The sequence below is a fragment of the Pseudomonas sp. Irchel 3A18 genome (assembly GCF_900187465.1).
Classification (GTDB): domain Bacteria; phylum Pseudomonadota; class Gammaproteobacteria; order Pseudomonadales; family Pseudomonadaceae; genus Aquipseudomonas; species Aquipseudomonas cichorii.
On record NZ_FYDI01000023.1, the window covers coordinates 1 to 20,685 of the forward strand.

A 20,685-nucleotide genomic window follows, 5' to 3' on the forward strand; every position below is an offset into this window, starting at 1 on the left:
GCTGTGAGGCATTGAGCTAACCCATACTAATTGCCCGTGAGGCTTGACCATATAACACCCAAGCAATTTGCGAAGAGCGGATTGCGGTGTAGTGAAGATGACGAACCGAAAGTTTGCGCCACACACAGATTACCGAAACACCTCTATTACACACCCATTCGCGGGTACGTACCCAAGTACGCACCGGCTACCGAATTTCTTGACGACCATAGAGCATTGGAACCACCTGATCCCATCCCGAACTCAGCAGTGAAACGATGCATCGCCGATGGTAGTGTGGGGTTTCCCCATGTGAGAGTAGGTCATCGTCAAGATTCAAATTCAGAACCCCCATCTGCGAAAGCAGGTGGGGGTTTTGTCTTTCTGGTGATGAAAACATCGCACCTCACAGGACCGGATTTATCCGGGAAGAGGCCGCCCGTCTCGCGAATGAATTCGCTCCTGCTCATTGGGGGAGCGCCGTCCGTGTCTTGATTCAGGGCAATAAAAAACCACCGTAAAGGTGGTTTTATATATGAGCTGGCATCACTCGCCGCGATATTCACATCCGCTGGTACAGGTTTCGTGAATGCGAACCGCCGAGAGTTCAGGCAGCAATGGCTTCAGTTCATCCCAGATCCATTTCGCCAGATTTTCGCTGGTCGGGTTTTCCAGGCCAGGGATGTCGTTGAGGTAGTTATGATCCAGGCGTTCATACAGTGGCTTGAAGATAGCCTTGATCTCGGAGAAGTCGCGTATCCAGCCAATATGAGGATCGACCTTGCCGGACAGATGAATCCCTACCCGGAACGAATGCCCGTGCAGGCGTCCACATTTATGGCCCTCAGGCACATGGGGGAGCCGGTGTGCAGACTCGAAAGTAAACTCTTTGAAAATTTCCACTGTGTATAAGCCCTGGATAGATGGCGATCGCGCAAGCGATAAATGCAGGGGACGAGTTTAACAGCAATGCTTTCAAACACCATGCTCAGGTAAGGTGGTCGGACAAGTAGTGATGGCATGTAGCCAGAAGGATTCAGCTTGAGTTAAGTTGATACCCTTATCTTGGTATCCGTAGAAAGCACCACTCGACGGAGCCCATAATGAAAAGACTGACCACTTTGCTGACTGCCGTAATGCTCACTGCTTCTGCCGGGTTTGCCCTGGCACGTGATATCGGGCCAGATGAAGCCCTGCGCCTCAGGGATGCAGGAACCATCCAGTCTTTTGAAAAGCTCAACGGATACGCATTGTCCAAGCACCCTGGTGCAACGATCACCGAGACGGAGCTCGAAAACGAATACGGTAAATACGTTTATCAAATCGAATTACGTGATACCGCAGGCATTCAGTGGGACCTGAAAATAGACGCTGTCACCGGGCAGATATACAAGAACTATCAGGATAAGTAATGAAGGTCGAAAAGCGTCTCTGCACACTCCTTGGTTTGGGGCTGCTCTGCACTGCGGCTCAGGCCAAGGACCTGAATCAGGACGAGGCACTCAGTTTGCGACAGCGTGGGGTGATCCTGCCTCTTGAGCAATTCATCGAGCAAGCGTTGAGTCATCATCCTGGTGCCAAGCTGCTTGAGGCTGAGCTGGAAGAAAAAAATGACCTGTACGTCTATGAATTCGAGTTGCTGACCACGCAAGGCGTTGTCCGCGAGCTCAAGTTCAACGCACGTGACGGGCGACTCCTGCAAGACGAGGAAGATGATTGATGCGGCTACTACTGGTTGAGGATCATGTGCCTTTGGCGGATGAACTGATCTCTGCCCTTGGGCGACAAGGTTATGCCGTGGATTGGCTGGCTGACGGCCGTGATGCGGTCTATCAAGGTGTGAGCGAGCCCTATGACCTGATCGTTCTGGATCTTGGGCTGCCAGGTCTTCCCGGTCTTGAGGTGCTTCAACAATGGCGCGCCAAAGGTCTGGCTGCGCCTGTGCTCATTCTTACGGCGCGGGGCTCATGGTCAGAGCGCATAGAAGGCTTGAAGGCAGGTGCCGACGATTACCTGACCAAACCCTTTCATCCCGAAGAATTGCAGTTGCGCATCCAGGCTTTGCTGCGCCGCTCGCATGGGCTGGCCAACCAGCCGACCCTCGAGTCAGCAGGGCTCAATCTGGATGAAAGCAGGCAGTGTGTTGTTCGCGACGGCGTGGATATTCAGCTGACGTCTGCCGAATTCCGTCTGCTTCGTTACTTCATGCACCACCCTGAGCAGATCCTTTCCAAAAGCCATCTTTCCGAGCATTTGTACGATGGCGAAAACGAACGCGACTCCAATGTGATAGAAGTCCATGTCAATCACCTGAGGCGAAAGCTCGGGCGTTCGGTGGTCACGACCCGTCGTGGCCAGGGTTATCTGTTCGGTGGTAATAACGCTTGAAGTCCATACAGAGGCGCTTGAGCCTCGGTCTCGTTGCAGTGCTGGTCGCTGTGGGTCTGGTGATGGCCCAGACCAGCCTGTACCTGTTTGAGCTGGGTCTGCAACGCTATCTTGAAGCCGGGTTGCGCAAGGAAAGCGAAAGCCTGCTGGTAGCTCTGGTTCGTGGCCCGGTGGGTATTCAACTGGATGAGCAGCGCTTGTCTGCGGCTTATCAGCGACCGCTCTCCGGACACTACTTCCGCCTGGACTTTACCGAAGGCTACTGGCGCTCGCGCTCATTATGGGATTTTGAATTGCCGAAACCCCTGGGTGCAGGTCTTCATTCCGATCTGGAACTGGGACACACCGGGCAATCGCTGCTGGTATGGAGCGCGGACTATCGAAAGTTCGGGCAGCAGATCACAGTGACGGTTGCCCAGGATTACACCCCCGTCAGGGCAAGCTTTCAGCGCATGCAGCAAATAGGCCTGGGATTCGGCCTGGCGGCACTGATTCTGGTGCTGGTTCTGCAGCGCGTCACCGTGCGCCGGGCCTTGCGTCCTCTGGAAACCGTGCGCGAGCAGATATCCCAGTTGCAACAAGGCCAACGCTCGCAACTGGATAACCAGGTCCCCCTCGAACTTGAGCCGCTGGTTGCCCAGATCAACCACTTGCTCGCTCATACCGAAGACAGCCTCAAGCGTTCACGCAATGCCTTGGGTAACCTGGGCCATGCTCTCAAGACGCCCTTGGCTGTTCTGCTCAGCATGGCGTCGAGCGAACAACTGGATGCCAATCCTGCGCTGCGCAAAACCCTCCATGAGCAACTGGAGAACATCCGCCTGCGCCTGGAGCGTGAGTTGAATCGTGCCCGACTGTCCGGTGATGCGCTGCCAGGAGCGCGTTTCGATTGCGATGCAGAATTGTCCAGCCTGTTTTCGACACTGCGCATGATCCATGGCGAACATCTGGACCTGATCAATGATGTCCAGAGCGGTTTGCATTTGCCCTGGGATCGTGAGGACATTCTCGAATTGCTGGGTAACCTGCTGGATAACGCCTGCAAATGGGCTGACAGTGAAGTACGCCTGAATATCGAGCCGCAAGGGCAGGGATTCACGCTGCTGGTCGACGACGATGGACCTGGTATTCCCGAGTCTCAGCGTGCAGAGGTGTTCAGTCGCGGCACCCGCCTTGATGAACAGATCACCGGCCACGGCCTGGGTCTTGGGATCGTGCGCGATATTGTCGAAGCATGGGGCGGTGATCTGAAATTGCTCACCAGTCCGCAAGGTGGGCTGCGCGTGCGTATTGATCTGCCTGAGCGTACTTCTCCCTGATCTTGCTTTGTGTCAGTTTTTTCCTACAAAAAAACCGGGATGATATTAACTCCCGGTTTTTTTTGCCGATACACCTTGAAAGTCCTCCCTATAAAAACAACTGAATAGGCGAATCCTATGCGTCTGAGTCTGAAAACCAAGGTTCTGTCATTGGCTGTATTGCCAGTGTTGCTGTTCGCTGTGGTAATCAGCGTGACCACAGTGTTTATCCTTCATCAACAAGCCGACAGAGAGGTCAGCGAGACAAGGGAGCGTTTGCTGACAGAGGCCCGGGCGACTCTTAAAAGTTATGTCGATATTGCCCTGAGCGGTATCAAGCCTATCTATGAAGCTTCAGCACAAGGCGACAATGCAGCCAGAGCCAGTGCGGTCAAACTGCTTTCTGCGGTCAGTTATGGCAAGGACGGTTATCTGTTCGGATACGACTCCGAAATCATACGTATCTTCCGTAGCAACAGTCCCGATGGTCTGGGCAAAAGCTTTAAGGAGGTTCGTGACCCCAGTGGCGTGTATCTCAACAGGGAACTGGTAGCGTCAGCCAAGACGGGCGACCACTACACCTATTACGCTTCTCCATTGCCAGGCAAGACCGAACCGGTTCCGAAAGTCGCTTACACCGAATATCTACCGAAATGGGATCTGGTCGTCGGCAGCTCAGTCAACCTCGAGAATGTCGAAGCCCAGGTGGCTGTGGTCAAGCAGAACGTCGAGGCACGCCTGTACGACATGCTGTACAGCATTGTCGGCATCACAGTGCTGGTACTGGTGATCATCAGCGTGATCGGCATTGTCATGACCGGAACCCTGTTGCGCCCCCTGCGTTCGATGAAAGACAACCTGGACGATATCGTCGCAGGTGAAGGTGATCTGACGCGCCGTCTGGCCATTACCAGCCAGGATGAACTCGGCGAGCTGGCAGGCTCGTTCAACCGTTTCGTCGACAAGATTCATGGCATCGTTCGCCAGATCACCGAGATGACCACGCAACTCACCGGTCTGGTCAGCGAAGTCTCCGATCAGGCGCAGCGTTCGGAAAAGGCCATGGACCGCCAGCGCCACGAAACCGATCAGGTGGCTACCGCCATCAACGAAATGTCTGCCGCTGCCCAGGAAGTCGCAACAAGCGCTCAGGGTGCTTCTGTTGCTGCCCAGAAGACCGATGAGCAAGGCAAGGCTGCCAAGCAGGTGGTCGATGGCAGCATCAAGCAGATCCATGCGCTGGTAGATGACATCCGCAAAAGCGGCTCATCGCTGGACAGTCTGCAGCAGGACGTATCATCGATTGTCAGTGTGCTGGGCGTCATTCGCTCCATTGCAGAACAGACCAACCTGCTGGCCCTCAACGCAGCAATTGAAGCTGCGAGGGCAGGGGAGGCCGGTCGAGGGTTTGCGGTCGTAGCCGATGAAGTCCGGGCACTGGCCAGCAGGACTCAGCAAAGCACCCAGGAAATCCAGGGCATGATCGATCGTCTGCAAAAGGGTACGGAGGAAGCGGTAGGTGCCATGCGCCGCTCCAGCGAGGCGGGCGACGGTACTTCGACACAGGCCAACGAGGCAGGGCAGTCGCTGGTGACCATCGGTGAACTGATAGCGACCATCAACTCGATGAACGCCCAGATCGCCAGTGCCGCTGAAGAGCAGACAGCCGTAGCCGAGGAAATCAACCGCAGTGTCCACCAGATCGCCGTTGCAGTCGAAACCGTTGCCGACGAAACCCGTCAGGGCGCTCAGACTTCTCGCAGCCTGTTTGACCTTGGCAAACGTCTCGGCGGCCTGGTCGCCCAGTTCCGCGTCTGACCAAAACGTAGGAGCCAATTTATTCGCGAGACGGCAATTCCAAACGATGAATATGTATTGGATGCACTGACTTTTCGCGAATGAGTTCGCTCCTGTAAGCCAAAAAAAACCCTGCCGAAGCAGGGTTTTTTGTTTATTACCGATCAGCCTGCCAAGGCTGCATTCAGCACCAGATCCAGCAACGGTTGTGGGTACACACCCAGTACGAAGGTCAGGATGGCGACAGCCAGCAGCATCACGCCGCCTGTACGCTGTGCCCAGTTGAAGGCCGCATCATGGCGAGGCAGCTTGTTATCGACCAGATACATCGTGACCATCACACGCAGGTAGTAGAACACGCCGATGGCGCTACCCAGAACCAGCGCACCGATCAGCCACCACAGGTGCGATTCGACGCCAGTGGCGATGATGTAGAACTTGCCGATGAAGCCGGCAGTCAGCGGGATACCCGCCAGGGACAGCATCATCAGGGTCATGACCGCAGTCAGGTACGGACGGCGCCAGAACAGGCCGCGGTACTCGAACATCGCATCTGCATCGCGACCACTGTACGGCGAGGACATCATGGTGATTACACCGAAGCTGCCCAGGGACGTCAGTACATAAGTCGCCAGATAAACACCGATTGCCTCGACAGCCATGCCTTTGCTCGCAACCAGCGCAATCATCAGGTAGCCGAAGTGGGCGATGGACGAATAACCCAGCAGACGCTTGAGGTTGTTCTGAGCCAGTGCCAGCAGGTTACCGACTACGATCGATGCCACGGCGATGACAGCCAGGACGTCATGCAACACGCCGCTGCTGGCTGCCGGGGAAATCTGGAACAGACGCACCAGTACAGCGAACACCGCAACCTTGCTGGCTGTTGCCAGGAAAGCGGCAACCGGGGCAGGGGCACCCTCGTAGACGTCCGGCGTCCACAGGTGGAACGGAACCAGCGACAGTTTGAACGCCAGGCCCACGACCATCATGGCCAGCCCCAGGCTTGCCAGCCCGCTAGGCATTCCGGTGGCGGCAATCGCCTTGCCGATACCCGTGAAGCTCAGGCTGCCTGCGTCTGCGTACAGCAGCGCCATACCGAACAGCAGGAACGCCGAACCGGCTGCCGAGAGCACCATGTACTTGATGCCGCCTTCCAGGGAGCGCTTGTTGAAGAAGGCGTAAGCGACCAGACCGTAGACCGGCACCGACAACAGTTCCAGACCGATGAACAGGCCAGCCAGATGCTGGGCACTGACCAGAACCAGACCTCCGAGAGCGGCCAGCAGGATCAGCAGGTAAAGCTCTTCACGGTTGCCTGGATAGCCTTTCTTGTCGTCGCCCAGATAGGCGTGCGCCATTGTCACGCATGCCAGGGTCGAGGCAAGGATGATTGCCATGTACAGGCAGGCGAAGCTGTCGATCTGCAGCAATGGCGTCACGGCCAGTGGCGCGACTTTCAGGGCTGGGTAAATCGACAGCAATGCCAGGTTGAGCCCTGCTACGGATAGCAGGAATGTTTGCGAGTGATTGCGGCACCATGCGATTGCCAGCATCACCACCACGATGGTGAGGCTGGTAATCAGCAGTGGGGCAAGCGCAATAAAGTGTTGAATCGTCAGGTCCATAGCGCTCTTACCGGGCCGAAGCGAGTTGAGTGAAGGCAGTGCCTAGCCATTGCTGCACGCCGTGCATGGTCGCTGCCGAAGTATCGAGGAACGGCTGCGGGTAAACCCCCAGCACGATCAGCAATACGGCAAGGCCCAGCACCATGATCAATTCCCGTCCATCCATGCCCTTGAGGATTTCCTCGGACTTGGAAGGGCCAAAGTAGGCGCGGTGGATCATGATCAGCGAGTAGACAGAACCGAACACCAGACCGGAAGTGGCGATGGCCGTGATCCATGGGGAGTGAACGAAAGCACCCAGCAGGATCAGGAACTCACCGACGAAGTTGCCTGTGCCCGGCAGACCCAGGGAAGCGGCCGCGAAGAACAGGCTGATGGCCGGCAGGTAAGCGATGCGTGACCACAGGCCACCCATCTCACGCATGTCGCGGGTATGCAGACGCTCGTACAACTGACCGCTGAGGATAAACAGCGCAGCGGCCGACAGACCGTGGGCGATCATCTGGATCACCACGCCCTGCAGGGCGTGCTGGCTGCCGGAGTAGATACCGATCAGGACGAAGCCCATGTGCGAGACGCTCGAGAACGCGATCAGACGCTTGATATCGGTCTGGGCGAACGCCAGGAAGGCACCGTAGAAGATACCGACCAAGCCGAGGGTCATTGCAATCGGTGCGAACTCTGCCGAAGCGTTGGGGAACAGCGGCAGGGCGAAGCGCAGCAGACCGTAGGCAGCGGTTTTCAGCAGGATACCGGCCAGGTCGACGGAACCGGCAGTCGGGGCCTGTGCGTGAGCATCCGGCAGCCAGGAGTGCAGCGGCACCACCGGCAGCTTCACCGCGAACGCGATGAAGAAGCCCAGCATCAGGATGTACTCGGTGCCCGGAGTCAGTCGGGTCTTCAGCAGGTCGGCGTAAGCGAAGGTGATCACACCGGTCTGGTTGAAGTGAACCAGCACCAGACCCAGAATCGCCACCAGCATGATCAGGCCGCTGGCCTGGGTGAAGATGAAGAACTTGGTTGCTGCGTAGATTCGTGTCTTCTTGCCGTCCGACGAACTATGACCCCAGAGCGCGATGAGGAAATACATCGGCACCAGCATCATTTCCCAGAAGAAGAAGAACAGGAACAGGTCGATGGCCAGGAACACGCCAACCACACCGCCGAGAATCCACATCAGGTTGAGGTGGAAGAAGCCGACGTTGCGCTGGATTTCCTTCCAGGAACACAGCACGGACAACACGCCGAGCAGACCGGTCAGCATGATCATCAGCAGCGACAGGCCATCCAGCGCCAGATGCAGGCTGATGCCGAAGCGTGAAATCCACTGTTGGTGGAATTCCAGGGTCCAGGTCGGGTCAGCGCCAGGGGCCGGAGACAGGGTGTAGTCACCGACGCCCCACAGCCACAGGCCGATACCGAGCAACAGAGACATGGTCAGCAGCGCGATCCAGCGTGGCAGTGTGGCGCTGACGCGCTCACACAGCCAGCACAGCAGGCCGCCGATAAAGGGGATCAGGATTAGCCAAGGCAGAATCATGACGGGCTCAATTCCTTTCGCAAATTCGCAAGGTTCATGTCAGACCGCAACCAGAACGACGGCACCAAGTACCAGAACGGCACCCACGGCTATCGAGGCAGCATACCAACGCAACTGGCCGGTCTCGGTACGGCTCATGGTCACATGGCCTCCCTTGACCAGACGCGGGATCAAACCGATGGTGCGGTCGAACGGATCGCTACGCAGCACATGGCTGATCGCCAGATAAGGTTTGACGAACAGCTTGTCGTAGATCCAGTCGAAGCCCCATGCAGCGAACCACCAGGCTGACAGGAGACGGCCCGGGCCGCTGTTGGCGATAGCGGTTACCAGACGACGCTTGCCCAGGAACAGCAAGGCCGCCAGCAGGATACCGGCCAGGGCGATGGCGCCCGAGGCGATTTCCAGACTGTGCTTGGCTTCGCCGCCCGCATGACCAACGCTCTGTGGCAGGACACCGGCCAGTGGCGGGGTGATCATGGCGCCGATGAAGGTCGACAGCACGATCAGCACCGACAGAGGCAGCCAGTGAGCGATGCCATGACCTGCATGGGCTTCGGTCTTGGCTTCACCATGGAACGCGATGAAGATCAGGCGGAAGGTGTAGATCGAGGTCATGAACGCGCCAACCAGACCTGCATACAGCAGACCGTTGTTACCGCTGGCGAACGCTTCCCAGAGGATTTCGTCCTTGGAGTAGAAACCGGCGGTCAGCAGCGGCAGGGCAGCCAGGGCGGCACCACCGACGATGAAGCTGGCGTAGGCCAGAGGCAGTTTCTTCCACAGGCCACCCATCTTGAAGATGTTCTGCTCGTGGTGGCAGGCAACGATGACCGCACCGGAAGCAAGGAACAGCAGCGCCTTGAAGAAGGCGTGAGTCATCAGGTGGAAGATCGCGCCTTCCCAGGCACCAACGCCCAGGGCCAGGAACATGTAGCCGATCTGGCTCATGGTCGAGTAGGCGAGGATACGTTTGATGTCGGTTTGAACCAGTGCTGCGAAACCTGCCAGAACCAGCGTCACACCGCCAACAACGCCGACCAGATGCAGAATGTCCGGAGCCAGGGCGAACAGGCCGTGGGTACGGGCAATCAGATAGACGCCCGCGGTTACCATGGTTGCCGCGTGGATCAGTGCCGAAACCGGAGTAGGACCGGCCATCGCATCTGCCAGCCAGGTTTGCAGCGGCAGTTGTGCGGATTTACCGACAGCGCCGCCCAGCAGCATCAGGGTTGCCAGCACGATCCAGAAGTCGCCGACCTTGAAGTGCTCGGGAGCACGAACCAGCAGTTCCTGAATGTTCAGCGTACCCAGTTGCTGGAACAGGATGAACAGGCCGATGGCCATGAACACGTCGCCGATGCGGGTCACGATGAAGGCTTTCAGTGCTGCGTTACCGTTGTTGCGGTTGCTGTAGTAGAAACCGATCAACAGATAGCTGCACAGGCCCACGCCTTCCCAACCGAAGTAGATGAACAGCAGGTTGTCGCCCAGGATCAGGAACAACATGCTGGCAATGAACAGGTTGGTGTAGGAGAAGAAGCGCGAGTAGCCGGCTTCACCGCGCATGTACCAGGACGCGAACAGGTGGATCAGGAAGCCCACGCCAACTACTACGCCGAGCATGGTGACCGACAGGCCATCCAGGTACAGCGCGAAGTTGGGGGTGAAGCCATCCACGTTCATCCATTGCCACAGCACCTGGGTGTAATGACCACCCGGCGGCGGTGCAACGTTGAATTGCCAGATGACCCAGGCCGTGACCAGAGCTGAAAGGCCGATGGAGCCGACACCGATCAGGGCTGCGAGGTTTTCCGAGATGCGTCCACGGGAGAACGACAGCAGCAGAAAGCCGATCAGGGGAAATACGAAAGTGAGAAAGAGTAGGTTCATCCGCGCATCTCGCTGGCAGCATCGATATCGAGAGTGTGGAAGCGGCGATACAGCTGCATCAGGATCGCCAGGCCAATACTGGCCTCGGCAGCAGCGAGGGTGATCACCAGAATGAACATGACCTGTCCATCCGGCTGTGCCCAGCGGCTACCGGCAACGACGAACGCCAGAGCAGATGCGTTCATCATGATCTCCAGGCTCATCAACACAAAAAGAATGTTGCGGCGCACTATCAGGCCGACCAGGCCAAGACAGAACAGCACCCCGGCGACCGCCAGGCCATGTTCCAGAGGGATAGCATTCATTGGCTTGGCTCCTTGGTGTCGGTGCGGCCCAGATGGAAAGCCGTCACGGCTGCTGCAAGCAGCAGCATCGAGGCAAGTTCCACCACCAGCAGATAAGGCCCGAACAGGCTGATACCGACTGCCTTGGCGTCGACTGTGGTGTGACCGACGCCAGCGCCGGTCGGGTTGGCGAACAAGACGTACAGCAGTTCAGCCAGCAGCAGAGTGCCAAGAATCACCGGTCCCACCCAGATACCGGGCTTGAGCCACGCACGTTCCTGCTGAACCGAGGCCGGGCCCAGGTTCAGCATCATCACCACAAACACGAACAGGACCATGATTGCGCCCGCGTAGGCGATGACTTCCAGAACGCCGGCGAAAGGAGCGCCGAGGCTGAAAAAGGTCATTGCCACCGCGATCAGCGAAATGATCAGGTAGAGCAGGGCGTGCACCGGGTTCGTGTTCGTGATCACCCGCAGGGTGGACACGACGGCGATGCCGGATGCGAAATAGAAAGCGAATTCCATCTTTACTTCCTTAAGGCAGCAAGCTCTTGACGTTGATCGGCTCGGCTTCGTTCTGTGCAGAGCCCTTGGGCTTGCCAGCGATGGCCATACCGGCGACGCGATAGAAGTTATAGTCAGGGTTTTTGCCGGGGCCGGAGATCAGCAGATCTTCTTTCTCGTACACCAGATCCTGACGTTTGAACTCGGCCATCTCGAAATCCGGTGTCAGCTGGATTGCGGTGGTCGGGCAGGCTTCTTCGCACAGGCCGCAGAAAATGCAACGCGAGAAGTTGATGCGGAAAAAGTCCGGGTACCAGCGGCCGTCTTCGGTTTCGGCTTTCTGCAATGAAATGCAACCAACCGGGCAAGCCACGGCGCACAGGTTGCAGGCCACGCAGCGCTCTTCGCCGTCTGGGTCGCGAGTCAGAACGATACGGCCACGATAGCGTGGTGGCAGATAGACCGGCTCTTCCGGGTATTGCAGGGTGTCGCGTTTGCGGAAGCCGTGACCGAAAACCATTATCAGGCTGCGCAACTGGGTACCAGTACCCTTAACGATGTCGCCAATATATTTGAACATGGGTCAAATCCTCACTGAACCGAGCCTGCCGGTGTGTTCAACAACACAATCGCAGCAGTCACCAGCAAATTGATCAGGGTCAGCGGCAGACAGAATTTCCAGCTGAAGTCCATTACCTGGTCATAGCGTGGGCGCGGGATAGAGGCGCGCAGCAGGATGAACAGCATGATGAAGAACGCAGTCTTCAGGGCGAACCAGACGAAGGACAGTTGCGGCAGAATGCCGAACGGGCCATGCCAGCCGCCGAAGAACAGGGTCACCAGCAGCGCCGAGATCAGGATGATCCCGATGTACTCGCCCACGAAGAACATGCCCCATTTCATGCCGGCATATTCAATGTGGTAACCGTCGGCCAGTTCCTGCTCCGCTTCCGGCTGGTCGAAGGGGTGACGGTGAGTCACTGCAACGCCTGCGATGAAGAACGTACAGAAGCCGAAGAACTGCGGAATGATGAACCACAGGTTCTGTGCCTGATATTCAACGATGTCGCGCATGTTGAACGAGCCGACCTGAACCACGATGCCCATCAGCGCCAGACCCATGAACACTTCATAGGATACGGTTTGCGCCGAAGCACGCAGACTGCCCAGCAGGGCGTACTTGTTGTTACTCGACCAGCCGGCGAACAGCACGGCATAGACCGAAAGACCGGCCATGGCAAAGAAGAACAGCAAGCCGATGTTCAGGTCCGCCACGCCCCAGGTCGGGGTGATCGGGATGATTGCGAAGGCAATCAGCAAGGCGCTCATGGCCACGATCGGTGCCAGGGTGAAAATCACCTTGTCGGCAAACGGCGGTGTCCAGTCTTCCTTGAAGAACATTTTCAGCATGTCGGCAGCGATCTGGAACATGCCGAACGGGCCAACACGGTTCGGACCGTAACGGTCCTGCCACCAGCCCAGCAGGCGACGTTCGACGAAGCTCAACAGTGCGCCGCAGACCACAACGGCCAGCAGCACGACGATGGCTTTGAGGACCGCGAAGAGGGTGTCGATCACATCAGGAGTGAGCCAGCTCATTGTGCTGCCTCCTGAAGACCGTCAACCGTCTTGCCGAAGACCGCGGCAGGAATACCTGCCAGACCTACCGGCAATGCCACCAGACCTGCACCCAGTTCTTCATTGATGCGCAGTGGCAGACGCAAGGTCTTGCCGGCAACGTTCAGGGAGAGCAGGGCACCTTCGTTGACACCCAGGCGGTCGGCTTCGGACTTGGCCAGTGCAACATAGGCCGCGGGGATGCGTTCCTGAACCGGAGCGGCTTTTGAAGAGTTCTCTTCGCTGCCGAACAGGTGATAGAACGGCACCACTTGCCATGTGCCCTGGGCAGGCGAGAAGGCGCGTGGGACGCTGGCGAACCAGTTCAGGTTGTCGCCCTGGCTTTCGATCAGGCGAACACCCGGATCACCGGCGCGCAAGTGACCACCGACTTCGTCCTGGAACTTGTTCCAGGCCTGAGGCGAGTTCCAGCCCGGAGACCAGGCGAAAGGTACTTGCTGACGTGGTTCGGCGGAGCCCGAGTAACCTTCCATGGAGAAGGAGAACGCGGTGTCCTGGTCTTGCGGAGTACGAGGCTCATGCACGCTGATGTTGGCGCGCATGGCGGTACGGCCGCTGTAACGCAGCGGTTCGCGGGCCAGCTTCATGCCCTTGATACGGAACGCTGCAGAAGGCGCGGCATCGATGATGCCAGCCAGTTGCGAGCTGCTTTGTGCGCAGGCAGCAGTGACGTGGTCCAGCTGCGTCCAGTCCACCGGCTTGTTCAGCAGGGTCGCGCGCAGGGCATGCAACCAGCGCCAGCCTTCGTGGACCAGAATGCTGGCGTCCAGATAAGTTGGATCGAACACCTGGAAGAAGCGCTGGGCGCGGCCTTCCAGACTGACCAGCGTACCGTCGCCTTCAGCGAAGCTGGCTGCTGGCAACACCAGATGGGCACGGTCGCCCGTGGCAGTCTTCTGATGGTCGGCCACGATCACCACTTTGGCAGCGCTCAGGGCGGCATCGACCTTGGCGGCATCGGTACGGGTGTACAGATCGTTTTCCAGCACGACGATGGCGTCAGCCTTGCCGTCGATCACGGCCTGCAAGGCGGCATCGACCGACTCGCCACCCAGCAGGGCCAGGCCCAGGCTGTTGGCTTCCGGCACGATCAGGCTGATGGAGCCTTCTTTCTCCCGCAGTTTCAGAGCCTTGGCGATGTTCGCTGCGGCTTCGATCAGGGCTTTGGAACCCAGGGAAGTACCGGCAATGATCAGCGGGCGTTTGGCAGCCAGCAGAGAATCGGCAATGCGTTTGGCCAGTTCCAGGGCTTCGGCGTCCAGGCCTTCGACGGCAGGTGCGCTGGCGTCCAGGGCGTGAGCTACGGCAAAGCCGATACGGGCCAGATCGTCTGGAGCGGCGTGTACACACTCTTCGGCCACATCGTCGAGTTTTGTTTCAGCCAGGCTGGCGATAAACAGCGGGTTCAGCGCGTGCTGGCCGATGTTTTTCACTGCAGCATTGAGCCATGGCTGTACGCGCATGGCCTCGGCCATATCTTCCGCCTTGCCCTTGACCGATTGGCGCAGGGCCAGGGCCACACGTGCTGCGGTCTGGGTCAGGTCTTCACCGAGGACGAAAACTGCATCGTGGTCTTCGATGTCGCGTAGGGTCGGGATCGGCAGCGGGCTGTCTTTGAGCACCTGCGCCACCAGACGGATACGCTCCAGTTCACTGGCTTCGATACCCGAGTAGAAGTGCTCGGCACCGACCAGTTCGCGCAGCGCGTAGTTGCTTTCCAGGCTGGCGCGTGGCGAGCCGATACCGACGATGTTACGGCCGCGCAGCAGGTCGGCAGCCGTATCCAGCGCTGCATCCAGGCTCAGCTTGCTGCCGTCTGCCAGCAATGGCTGACGTGGCCTGTCTTCGCGGTTGACGTAGCCATAGCCGAAGCGGCCACGGTCGCACAGGAAGTACTGGTTCACCGAACCGTTGAAGCGGTTTTCGATGCGACGCAGTTCGCCGTAACGCTCACCGGGGCTTATATTGCAACCGCTGGAGCAGCCATGGCAGATGCTCGGCGAGAACTGCATGTCCCACTTGCGGTTGTAGCGCTCGGAGTGAGTCTTGTCGGTGAACACACCGGTCGGGCAGACCTCGGTCAGGTTGCCGGAGAACTCGCTTTCCAGCACGCCATCTTCGACACGGCCGAAGTACACGTTGTCGTGAGCGCCGAAAACGCCCAGGTCAGTGCCGCCTGCATAGTCGTTATAGAAGCGTACGCAACGGTAGCAGGCGATGCAGCGGTTCATCTCGTGAGCGATGAACGGGCCGAGTTCCTGGTTCTGGTGGGTGCGTTTGGTGAAGCGGTAACGACGCTCGTTGTGACCGGTCATGACGGTCATGTCTTGCAGGTGGCAGTGACCGCCTTCCTCGCAGACCGGGCAGTCATGCGGGTGGTTGGTCATCAGCCATTCGACGACACTGGCCCGGAAGGCCTTGGATTCGTCATCGTCGATGGAAATCCAGGTGTTGTCGGTGGCCGGAGTCATGCAGGACATGACGATGCGACCACGGGTGTCGTTCTCGTCGTTGTACTGCTTGACCGCGCACTGGCGACAGGCGCCAACGCTGCCAAGGGCGGGATGCCAGCAGAAATAAGGAATGTCGAGGCCCAGCGACAGACATGCCTGTAACAGGTTGTCTGCCCCGTCGACTTCGAGCGCTTTGCCGTCTACGTGGATAGTGGCCATGGTTCAAAGTTCTTCGTTGGCCCGGTGTCAGCGGGCGTGGCTAATGGAATCTTGTTATTCGTGCGACTCGAAACAGCCTGTGGGGGCGCTGTCGCACGATGGATGAAGGGCAGGGCCCTTCACCTTTAAAGGGTCATGCGCCGACGATGATCGGTCGTGCCTGGGGCGGGACGGCGGCGCTGGTGGGCGCGATGCCTGCCTCGAACTCCGGGCGGAAATATTTGATCGCGCTGCCCAATGGCTCCACGGCTCCCGGTGCGTGAGCACAGAAGGTCTTGCCTGGGCCGAGGAAGCCGACCAGACCGAGCAGCGTCTCGATATCTCCGGCTTGCCCTTCGCCTTTTTCCAGCGCACGCAGGAGCTTGACGCTCCATGGCAGACCGTCGCGGCAAGGGGTGCAGAAACCGCAGGATTCGCGGGCGAAGAATTCTTCCATGTTGCGCAGCAGGGACACCATGTTGATGCTGTCATCTACCGCCATGGCCAGACCGGTACCCATACGCGTGCCGACCTTGGCGATGCCGCCAGCGTACATTTGCGCATCCAGGTGTTCAGGCAACAGGAAACCGGTACCGGCGCCACCTGGCTGCCAGCACTTGAGTTTGTAGCCATCGCGCATGCCACCGGCATAGTCTTCAAAGAGTTCACGAGCGGTTACGCCGAATGGCAGCTCCCACAGGCCAGGGTTCTTCACTTTGCCGGAGAAGCCCATCAGCTTGGTGCCGTGGTCTTCACTGCCTTCGCGAGCGAGGGATTTGTACCAGTCGACGCCGTTGCCGATGATGGCTGGTACGTTGCAGAGGGTTTCGACGTTGTTCACGCAGGTCGGCTTGCCCCACACGCCGACGGCGGCGGGGAAGGGCGGCTTGGAGCGCGGGTTGGCGCGACGGCCTTCCAGGGAGTTGATCAGTGCGGTTTCTTCACCGCAGATGTAACGCCCGGCGCCGGTGTGGACGAACAGCTCGAAATCGAAGCCGCTGCCCAGGATGTTCTTGCCCAGCAGGCCGGCTGCCTTGGCTTCTTCCACTGCACGGTTCAGGTGCTTTGCGGCAGTGGTGTACTCGCCGCGCAGGAAGATGTAGCCACGGTAGGTTTTCAGTGCGCGGGCACTGATCAGCATGCCTTCGATCAGCAGATGGGGCAGTTGCTCCATCAGCATGCGGTCTTTCCAGGTGTTGGGCTCCATTTCATCCGCATTGCACAGCAGGTAACGGATGTTCATGGATTCGTCTTTGGGCATCAGGCCCCATTTCACGCCCGTAGGGAAGCCGGCACCGCCGCGTCCCTTGAGGCCGGCATCCTTGACGGTCTGGACGATATCGTCCTGAGACATGTCGGCGAATGCCTTGCGTGCTGCCGCGTAACCGTTCTTGGCCTGGTACTCGTCGAGCCAGACCGGCTCGGCGTCGTCACGCAGACGCCAGGTCAGCGGATGGGTTTCTGCACTGCGCGCGATGCGGTTGGCAGGGCCGAAGGAAGTCAGGGTCATACGTAGCCCTCCAGCAGTTTGGCAACGCCAGCAGGCTGTACGTCACCGAAAGTGTCGTCGTCGATCATCAGTGCCGGAGCCTTGTCGCAGTTGCCCAGGCAGCAGACCGGCAGCAGCGTGAAGCGGCCGTCGGGAGTGGTCTGGCCCAGGCCGATGCCCAGCTTGCTCTGGATTTCGCCAACCACAGACTCATGGCCGCCGATGTAGCAGACCATACTGTCGCAGACGCGAATGATGTGACGGCCGACCGGCTGACGGAAGATCTGGCTGTAGAACGTTGCCACACCTTCGACATCGCTGGCTGGAATGCCAAGAATCTCGCCGATCGCGTAGATGGCACCATCCGGCACCCAGCCACGTTCCTTCTGGACGATCTTGAGGGCTTCGATGGACGCCGCGCGGGAGTCTTCGTAGTGATGCAGCTCGTGCTCGATGGCCGAGCGTTCGGTTTCGCTCAGGGCGAAACGGTCTGTCTGGATAAGCGTGCTGTTCATGCTTAGCGGTCCACGTCGGCCATAACGAAATCGATGCTACCCAGGTACGCGATCAAGTCCGCGACCATGCTGCCTTTGATCACCGAAGGGATCTGCTGCAGGTGCGGGTAACTTGGGGTGCGAATCCGGGTACGGTAGCTCATGGTGCCGCCGTCGCTCGTCAGGTAATAACTGTTGATGCCCTTGGTCGCTTCGATCATCTGGAAGGATTCGTTGGCCGGCATGACCGGGCCCCACGAAACCTGCAGGAAGTGCGTGATCAAGGTTTCGATGTGCTGCAAGGTGCGCTCTTTGGGCGGCGGCGTGGTCAGCGGGTGATCCGCCTTGTACGGGCCTTCCGGCATGTTGCGCATGCACTGGTCGATGATCCTGATGCTCTGGCGCATTTCTTCTACACGCACCATGCAGCGGTCATAGGCATCGCCGTTGACTGCAAGCGGGACTTCGAATTCGAAGTTTTCGTAGCCGGAGTAAGGACGGGCCTTGCGCAGGTCGAAATCACAGCCGGTGGAACGCAGGCCTGCACCGGTGACACCCCATTCCAGGGCCTCTTTGGTGTTATAGGCTGCAACGCCGATGGTACGGCCTTTGAGGATACTGTTCTGCAGCGCTGCCTTGGTGTATTCGTCCAGGCGTTTTGGCAGCCAGTCGACGAATTCCTTCACCAGTTTTTCCCAGCCGCGTGGCAGGTCGTGAGCAACACCGCCGATGCGATACCAGGCCGGGTGCAGACGGAAGCCGGTGATGGCTTCGATGACCTTGTAGGCTTTCTGGCGGTCAGTAAAGGTGAAGAATACCGGGGTCATGGCGCCAACGTCCTGGATGTAGGTACCCAGGAACAGCAGGTGGCTGGTGATCCGGAAGAACTCGGCCATCATGATGCGGATGGTGTCGACCTTCTCGGGCACCTTGATGCCGGCCAGCTTCTCGACCGAAAGCACGTAAGGCAGGTTGTTCATCACCCCGCCCAGGTAGTCGATACGGTCGGTGTACGGAATGAAGCTGTGCCAGGACTGACGCTCTGCCATCTTCTCGGCACCACGGTGGTGGTAACCGATGTCGGGAACGCAGTCGACGATCTCTTCGCCGTCCAGTTGCAGAATGATGCGGAACGCACCGTGAGCCGAAGGGTGGTTCGGGCCCAGGTTGAGGAACATGTAGTCCTCGTTCTCACCGGAACGCTTCATGCCCCAGTCTTCAGGACGGAAGCGTGCGGCTTCCTCTTCCAGTTGCTGTTTGGCCAGGCTCAGGCTGTACGGGTCGAACTCGGTGGCGCGAGCCGGGAAGTCCTTGCGCAGCGGGTGACCTTCCCAGGTCGGCGGCATCATGATGCGGCTCAGGTGCGGGTGGCCCGGGAAGTCGATCCCGAACATGTCCCACACTTCACGCTCGTACCAGTTGGCGTTAGGCCAGATGCCGGTGACGGTTGGCAGGCTCAGGTCACTTTCGGACAGGGCCACCTTGATCATCACGTCGCTGTTACGTTCTACCGACAACAGGTGGTAGAAGACGGTGAAGTCTGCATCGGGCAGGCCGCGGCGATGGGTGCGCAGGCGCTCATCGACACCGTGCAGGTCGTAGAGCATGTAGTAGGGCTTGTTCACCTGTCGCAGGAACTTCAGCACCTCGACCAGGTGGGCGCGTGCAACCCACAGCACCGGCATGCCGGTACGGGTCGGCTGTGCCGTGAAGGCCTCGGCGCCAAAGCGTGTGTTCAATTCTACGACGACGTCTTGGTCGTCAGCCTTGTAAGGCGGGATGTACAGAGCGGTGTCTGCAGTCATAGGTCTCAATCACTTCGGTCAACGTACAGAATCAACCCGTTCTTGTCTTTTTTATAAGAAGAACGGGCTGGATCAGACTTCGTCGGGGCTGCGCAGGTTGGTGACCTGGATGCGCTGTTCGCGGCGCTGTTCCTTTTGCGAAGGCATTTCGGCGCGGTAAACGCCTTGATCGCCGACGACCCAGGAAAGAGGGCGACGCTCCTGGCCAATGGATTCCTGCAGCAGCATCAAGCCTTGCAGAAATGCCTCTGGGCGGGGTGGGCAGCCGGGCACGTACACATCGACAGGAAGGAACTTGTCCACGCCCTGCACCACAGAGTAGATGTCGTACATACCACCGGAGTTGGCGCACGAACCCATGGAGATGACCCACTTGGGCTCAAGCATTTGCTCGTAGAGACGCTGGATGATCGGTGCCATCTTGATGAAGCAGGTCCCGGCAATAACCATGAAATCCGCCTGACGCGGCGATGCCCGGATGACTTCGGCGCCGAAGCGTGCGATGTCGTGGGGCGCCGTGAAGGCGGTGGTCATTTCCACATAGCAACACGACAGGCCGAAGTTGTACGGCCACAGGGAGTTTTTACGCCCCCAATTGACCGCGCCGTTCAGCACGTCTTCAAGTTTGCCCATGTAGATGTTTTTGTGGACTTGATCTTCTAACGGATCGGAAACGGTTTCCCGTTTGCCGATTGGATACTGCTCATTAGGAGCATCCGGGTCGATCCTGGTGAGATTGTATTGCATCGCCAAAGCCTCATTGTTTTAGCTTCGCTTGCCGTTTACGGCGACCTTCAGGAGCCCAATCCAGCGCTCCAACCCGCCATAGGTAGACAAGACCTGCCAACAGAATTGCTATGAAAACGAGTGCTTCGACGAATCCGGTCCAGCCGCTTTCGCGGACGGACACAGACCAGGCAAAGAGAAAAAGGGCTTCAATGTCGAAGATCACGAAGAGCATCGCGACCAGATAGAATTTTGCGGAGAGGCGCAGGCGTGCACTGCCGGTAGGCAGCATGCCGGATTCAAAAGGTTCGTTCTTGCTGCGACCCCAGGCCTTGCTTCCCAGCAGGCTTGAGACACCGAGCATGAAGGCACAAAGACCGACAACACCGAGAAGGAAAATGGCGAAGCCCCAGTTGTGGGCAATCAAACCTGTCGTTTCGGGCATGCTGGCAGTCCTTGGAATAGAGAGCAAAGGTCTCTGTGCTTGATAAAGAGTGAGTCCGTGACGATATGTCGCAGAGGGAGCATCGGATTGATTTTATGTGCAAATACTTGGCAAGTAAATTTTC

Annotated in this window: 19 protein-coding genes, 1 rRNA gene and 1 pseudogene; 7 read left to right on the forward strand and 14 right to left on the reverse strand. The window is 58.4% G+C overall.

The window, feature by feature from the left end:
* The first annotated feature begins 198 nt into the window (after nucleotides 1-198).
* Nucleotides 199-314: ribosomal RNA gene (rrf, locus tag CKW23_RS25185) — 5S ribosomal RNA — on the forward strand.
* A 211-nt stretch (nucleotides 315-525) separates the two neighbouring features.
* On the opposite strand, the gene queD is transcribed toward rrf, so the two are convergent.
* Nucleotides 526-882 (reverse strand): 6-carboxytetrahydropterin synthase QueD, encoded by a 357-nt coding sequence (gene queD, locus CKW23_RS25190; RefSeq protein WP_025259462.1) that lies wholly within the window; start codon nucleotides 880-882, stop codon nucleotides 526-528.
* 200 nt (nucleotides 883-1,082) lie between these two features.
* Between queD and CKW23_RS25195 the strand changes: the two genes are divergently transcribed.
* The 6 genes and pseudogenes from CKW23_RS25195 (at nucleotide 1,083) to CKW23_RS27365 (ending at nucleotide 5,483) form a co-directional block, all read left to right on the forward strand.
* Nucleotides 1,083-1,391: a PepSY domain-containing protein gene (locus tag CKW23_RS25195; protein ID WP_095068633.1), complete on the forward strand. Its 309-nt coding sequence runs from the start codon at nucleotides 1,083-1,085 to the stop codon at nucleotides 1,389-1,391.
* Nucleotides 1,391-1,699 (forward strand): PepSY domain-containing protein, encoded by a 309-nt coding sequence (locus CKW23_RS25200; RefSeq protein WP_095068634.1) that lies wholly within the window; start codon nucleotides 1,391-1,393, stop codon nucleotides 1,697-1,699. The genes CKW23_RS25195 and CKW23_RS25200 overlap by 1 nt, the downstream gene beginning before the upstream one ends.
* Nucleotides 1,699-2,367: a response regulator transcription factor gene (locus CKW23_RS25205; protein WP_025259465.1), complete on the forward strand. Its 669-nt coding sequence runs from the start codon at nucleotides 1,699-1,701 to the stop codon at nucleotides 2,365-2,367. Before CKW23_RS25200 ends, CKW23_RS25205 begins: the two co-directional genes overlap by 1 nt.
* On the forward strand, nucleotides 2,364-3,686 hold the full coding sequence (locus tag CKW23_RS25210; RefSeq protein ID WP_025259466.1) for a sensor histidine kinase: 1,323 nt from the start codon (nucleotides 2,364-2,366) through the stop codon (nucleotides 3,684-3,686). The genes CKW23_RS25205 and CKW23_RS25210 overlap by 4 nt, the downstream gene beginning before the upstream one ends.
* A 117-nt stretch (nucleotides 3,687-3,803) precedes the next feature.
* Nucleotides 3,804-4,625, forward strand: a pseudogene (locus CKW23_RS27360) (cache domain-containing protein); the annotation flags it as partial.
* Nucleotides 4,626-4,727: 102 nt separating this feature from the next.
* Nucleotides 4,728-5,483, forward strand: a complete 756-nt coding sequence (locus tag CKW23_RS27365) for a methyl-accepting chemotaxis protein (protein WP_371856599.1) — start codon at nucleotides 4,728-4,730, stop codon at nucleotides 5,481-5,483.
* A 143-nt stretch (nucleotides 5,484-5,626) separates the two neighbouring features.
* On the opposite strand, the gene nuoN is transcribed toward CKW23_RS27365, so the two are convergent.
* From nuoN to CKW23_RS25280, 13 genes are all read right to left on the reverse strand, one after another.
* The gene (gene nuoN, locus CKW23_RS25220) at nucleotides 5,627-7,090 is read right to left on the reverse strand and encodes an NADH-quinone oxidoreductase subunit NuoN (RefSeq protein WP_095068635.1); all 1,464 of its coding nucleotides are present in this window, start codon (nucleotides 7,088-7,090) and stop codon (nucleotides 5,627-5,629) included.
* A 7-nt stretch (nucleotides 7,091-7,097) separates the two neighbouring features.
* Nucleotides 7,098-8,630: an NADH-quinone oxidoreductase subunit M gene (gene nuoM / locus CKW23_RS25225; protein WP_095068636.1), complete on the reverse strand. Its 1,533-nt coding sequence runs from the start codon at nucleotides 8,628-8,630 to the stop codon at nucleotides 7,098-7,100.
* Nucleotides 8,631-8,669: 39 nt separating this feature from the next.
* Nucleotides 8,670-10,523 carry an NADH-quinone oxidoreductase subunit L gene (gene nuoL / locus CKW23_RS25230; RefSeq protein ID WP_095068637.1) on the reverse strand — a complete coding sequence of 618 codons (1,854 nt, stop codon included), beginning with the start codon at nucleotides 10,521-10,523 and terminating at the stop codon, nucleotides 8,670-8,672.
* Nucleotides 10,520-10,828, reverse strand: a complete 309-nt coding sequence (gene nuoK, locus CKW23_RS25235) for an NADH-quinone oxidoreductase subunit NuoK (RefSeq protein WP_025259471.1) — start codon at nucleotides 10,826-10,828, stop codon at nucleotides 10,520-10,522. Before nuoK ends, nuoL begins: the two co-directional genes overlap by 4 nt.
* On the reverse strand, nucleotides 10,825-11,334 hold the full coding sequence (gene nuoJ, locus CKW23_RS25240; protein WP_025259472.1) for an NADH-quinone oxidoreductase subunit J: 510 nt from the start codon (nucleotides 11,332-11,334) through the stop codon (nucleotides 10,825-10,827). Before nuoJ ends, nuoK begins: the two co-directional genes overlap by 4 nt.
* A 10-nt stretch (nucleotides 11,335-11,344) precedes the next feature.
* Nucleotides 11,345-11,893, reverse strand: a complete 549-nt coding sequence (gene nuoI, locus CKW23_RS25245; RefSeq protein ID WP_025259473.1) for an NADH-quinone oxidoreductase subunit NuoI — start codon at nucleotides 11,891-11,893, stop codon at nucleotides 11,345-11,347.
* An 11-nt stretch (nucleotides 11,894-11,904) separates the two neighbouring features.
* On the reverse strand, nucleotides 11,905-12,912 hold the full coding sequence (gene nuoH, locus CKW23_RS25250) for an NADH-quinone oxidoreductase subunit NuoH (protein ID WP_025259474.1): 1,008 nt from the start codon (nucleotides 12,910-12,912) through the stop codon (nucleotides 11,905-11,907).
* Entirely contained in the window at nucleotides 12,909-15,623 is a 2,715-nt protein-coding gene (nuoG, locus tag CKW23_RS25255) for an NADH-quinone oxidoreductase subunit NuoG (RefSeq protein ID WP_025259475.1), read from the reverse strand. Before nuoG ends, nuoH begins: the two co-directional genes overlap by 4 nt.
* A 133-nt stretch (nucleotides 15,624-15,756) precedes the next feature.
* Nucleotides 15,757-17,112 (reverse strand): NADH-quinone oxidoreductase subunit NuoF, encoded by a 1,356-nt coding sequence (gene nuoF, locus CKW23_RS25260; RefSeq protein WP_025259476.1) that lies wholly within the window; start codon nucleotides 17,110-17,112, stop codon nucleotides 15,757-15,759.
* Nucleotides 17,109-17,606, reverse strand: coding sequence for an NADH-quinone oxidoreductase subunit NuoE (nuoE, locus tag CKW23_RS25265; RefSeq protein ID WP_025259477.1), 498 nt, complete (start codon nucleotides 17,604-17,606; stop codon nucleotides 17,109-17,111). The genes nuoF and nuoE overlap by 4 nt, the downstream gene beginning before the upstream one ends.
* A 2-nt stretch (nucleotides 17,607-17,608) precedes the next feature.
* Nucleotides 17,609-19,390, reverse strand: coding sequence for an NADH-quinone oxidoreductase subunit C/D (gene nuoC, locus CKW23_RS25270; RefSeq protein ID WP_095068638.1), 1,782 nt, complete (start codon nucleotides 19,388-19,390; stop codon nucleotides 17,609-17,611).
* 72 nt (nucleotides 19,391-19,462) lie between these two features.
* Nucleotides 19,463-20,137 carry an NADH-quinone oxidoreductase subunit B family protein gene (locus tag CKW23_RS25275; protein WP_025259479.1) on the reverse strand — a complete coding sequence of 225 codons (675 nt, stop codon included), beginning with the start codon at nucleotides 20,135-20,137 and terminating at the stop codon, nucleotides 19,463-19,465.
* 10 nt (nucleotides 20,138-20,147) lie between these two features.
* Complete coding sequence (locus CKW23_RS25280) at nucleotides 20,148-20,561, reverse strand: NADH-quinone oxidoreductase subunit A (protein ID WP_025259480.1); 414 nt, start codon at nucleotides 20,559-20,561, stop codon at nucleotides 20,148-20,150.
* Nucleotides 20,562-20,685: the final 124 nt, after the last annotated feature.

Coding starts and splice junctions, on each gene's coding strand:
- CKW23_RS25195 (WP_095068633.1), top strand. CDS start 1,083: ATGAAAAGACTGACCACTTTGCTGACTGCCGTAATGCTCACTGCTTCT.
- CKW23_RS25200 (WP_095068634.1), top strand. CDS start 1,391: ATGAAGGTCGAAAAGCGTCTCTGCACACTCCTTGGTTTGGGGCTGCTC.
- CKW23_RS25205 (WP_025259465.1), top strand. CDS start 1,699: ATGCGGCTACTACTGGTTGAGGATCATGTGCCTTTGGCGGATGAACTG.
- CKW23_RS27365 (WP_371856599.1), top strand. CDS start 4,728: ATGGACCGCCAGCGCCACGAAACCGATCAGGTGGCTACCGCCATCAAC.
- nuoN (WP_095068635.1), bottom strand. CDS start 7,090: ATGGACCTGACGATTCAACACTTTATTGCGCTTGCCCCACTGCTGATT.
- nuoM (WP_095068636.1), bottom strand. CDS start 8,630: ATGATTCTGCCTTGGCTAATCCTGATCCCCTTTATCGGCGGCCTGCTG.
- nuoL (WP_095068637.1), bottom strand. CDS start 10,523: ATGAACCTACTCTTTCTCACTTTCGTATTTCCCCTGATCGGCTTTCTG.
- nuoK (WP_025259471.1), bottom strand. CDS start 10,828: ATGAATGCTATCCCTCTGGAACATGGCCTGGCGGTCGCCGGGGTGCTG.
- nuoJ (WP_025259472.1), bottom strand. CDS start 11,334: ATGGAATTCGCTTTCTATTTCGCATCCGGCATCGCCGTCGTGTCCACC.
- nuoI (WP_025259473.1), bottom strand. CDS start 11,893: ATGTTCAAATATATTGGCGACATCGTTAAGGGTACTGGTACCCAGTTG.
- nuoH (WP_025259474.1), bottom strand. CDS start 12,912: ATGAGCTGGCTCACTCCTGATGTGATCGACACCCTCTTCGCGGTCCTC.
- nuoG (WP_025259475.1), bottom strand. CDS start 15,623: ATGGCCACTATCCACGTAGACGGCAAAGCGCTCGAAGTCGACGGGGCA.
- nuoF (WP_025259476.1), bottom strand. CDS start 17,112: ATGACCCTGACTTCCTTCGGCCCTGCCAACCGCATCGCGCGCAGTGCA.
- nuoE (WP_025259477.1), bottom strand. CDS start 17,606: ATGAACAGCACGCTTATCCAGACAGACCGTTTCGCCCTGAGCGAAACC.
- nuoC (WP_095068638.1), bottom strand. CDS start 19,390: ATGACTGCAGACACCGCTCTGTACATCCCGCCTTACAAGGCTGACGAC.
- CKW23_RS25275 (WP_025259479.1), bottom strand. CDS start 20,137: ATGCAATACAATCTCACCAGGATCGACCCGGATGCTCCTAATGAGCAG.
- CKW23_RS25280 (WP_025259480.1), bottom strand. CDS start 20,561: ATGCCCGAAACGACAGGTTTGATTGCCCACAACTGGGGCTTCGCCATT.